Origin of the sequence: Amycolatopsis anabasis (genome assembly GCF_009765355.1) — a bacterium.
Lineage (GTDB): Bacteria > Actinomycetota > Actinomycetes > Mycobacteriales > Pseudonocardiaceae > Amycolatopsis > Amycolatopsis anabasis.
The window spans coordinates 1-2309 of the sequence record NZ_VTHK01000144.1; the positions used below are offsets into that span (position 1 = coordinate 1).

A 2309-nucleotide genomic window follows, 5' to 3' on the forward strand; every position below is an offset into this window, starting at 1 on the left:
GTGCTCGTCGCCGGATGCCTGCCTGGCACCGTCGTTACTCACCGGCCGAGGCGCCGGAAGAGGCCGGTCCGCGCGTCGTACAGGTGCACCTGCGCGTCGCCCACGTCGAAGTACATCCCGACCAGGTCCAGCTCGCCGCGGGACTCGGCCCGGGCGACGGTCGGGTACGCGCGCAGCCTGTCCAGCTGCTCGAGGACATTGTGCAGGGCGAGCTGGTCGACCTCACTGGGCAGCGGCCGTCCCTCGATGCGGACCGGCGGCCGCGCAGCGGCCCGCGCCCGGCTGGCTTCGGCATGCCGCAGCCAGGAGCGCAGTGCCGGCGCGTCGTGCGGGGCGCCGTCGAGCAGGGCTTTCATCGCACCGCACGAGGAGTGGCCGCACACCACCACCTCGCGCACCTTGAGCACGCCGACGGCGAACTCGACCGCGGCACCGACGGACGCGTCCTCGGCCGCGGTCTGGTGATCGGGCACCAGGTTGCCGATATTGCGCACGGTGAACAGATCGCCGGGGCCGCTGGTGGTGATGATGTTCGGCACGATCCGGGCGTCGCCGCAGGTGATGAACAGCGTCTGCGGGGATTGGGTGTCGGCGAGCCGGCTCAGCGTGGGCTTGAGCAGAGGCGCGGTCCGGCGCTGGAACTCGACCGCGCCGCGCCGCATCGAGCTGAGCGCCGGCGGGCCGGACCGCTGCGCGGGCAGCATCTCCGGGTCACCGGAGTTGTCCTGGGCCTGTTGCCAGTCCGACCACGGGGCGAACCAGCGCGGCACCACCCGCAGCGCCCGGCCGCGGTGCACGGTGGGCTCACCGGCCTTGCCGCGTCCGAACCACGGATGGCCGATCTCGTCCACGATGACCGTGCCCCCGGCGTGTTCGTGGGTGTGTTGCCAGGCCGACAGCGCGTCGAACGCGGCATGGTCGAGATAGTCGACCACCAGTTCCAGCGTGACCGTGGCTCCCCGCGGAATGCCCCGAGCACCACGGAGAGCCGGGGTATGGACAGCGAAGACAGCGCCCCCTCGACCACGACCCGCCAGCCGTCACCGTCTTGCTCCGCGTGGATCCCGGACCACAGCAGGCGCCGCAGCATCAGCAACGCGGCGGCGGCGATCCCGATCAGCACCCCGGTCAGCAGATCGAGCCCGACCACACCGCCCAGGGTGATCAGGTAGACCGGCAGATCGCCGTGCCGGAGCACCTGTTTGATATGCGCGATGTTCACCAGCCGGGCGCCGACGTACACGAGCAGCCCGGCCAGCGCGGCCAGCGGAATGTTCCGCAACAGACCGGCCAGCAGCACCACGAACAGCAGGATCCACACACCGTGCAGGATCGCGGACAGACGCGTCCGGGCACCGGCGGCGATATTGGCCGAGCTGCGCACGATCACACCGGTGACCGGCAGACCACCGACCGCGCCGGACACCATGTTCGCCGCGCCCTGGCCGACCAGCTCGCGGTTGAGATTGGCCCGCGGGCCGTTGTGCAGCCTGTCCGTGGCGACCGCGCACAGCAGGCTTTCCACGCTAGCCACCAGGGCGATGGTCACCACGGCCACGCCGAAGCCGAACCAGTCACCGCCGCCGAAAGACGGCACGAACCGGATGTCGAGCAGGTCCGCCGGAACGTCCACCCGGGGCAGCGACATTCCGGTGGCGGTGGCCAGCACGGTGACCGCGATGACCGCGGCGAGCGGACCGGGGATCTTCCGAACCGGGGCGGGCAACCGACCCCAGACGAGCAGGATCGCGATGGTGAGCAGGCCGATCAGCGCGGCCTGGTCGTGATGCCGGGCGATCTGGGCGGGCAATTCCAGGAGGTTGGCGATCGGCGAGCTCTGCGCGGCACCACCCAGCACGATATGCAGCTGGGCGAACACGATGGTCACCCCGATACCGGCCAGCATGCCGTGCACGATGGCCGGCGAGACGGCCAGCGCGGCCCGGGCGATCCGGCTCACCCCGAGCAGGACCTGCAGCGCGCCGGCGGCCACCGTGATGGCGCAGGTGGTGGCCCAGCCGAATTCGTCGATGGTCTCCGCCATGATCACGGTCAGCCCGGCCGCCGGCCCGCTGACCTGCAGCGGCGCCCCACCCAGCGCGCCGGCGACCACACCCCCGACCACAGCGGCGATCAGACCGGCCACGATCGGCGCACCGGAGGCCAGCGCGATACCCAGGGAGAGCGGAACAGCCACCAGAAAAACGACCAGCGAAGCCGGTACGTCGTACCGGAGATTCGCCCAGCCCGACCACCACCGGTTTCGCGGAGCTTCGTTTCCCGCACCGGGAGCCGTTCCCCCCGCGGCG

The 2309-nt window shown here is 71.3% G+C and carries 1 pseudogene; it reads right to left on the minus strand.

The window, feature by feature from the left end:
* Positions 1-38: 38 nt before the first annotated feature.
* Positions 39-2212 (minus strand): annotated as a pseudogene (locus FXO23_RS50370) (SulP family inorganic anion transporter).
* Between the last annotated feature and the right edge of the window lie 97 nt (positions 2213-2309).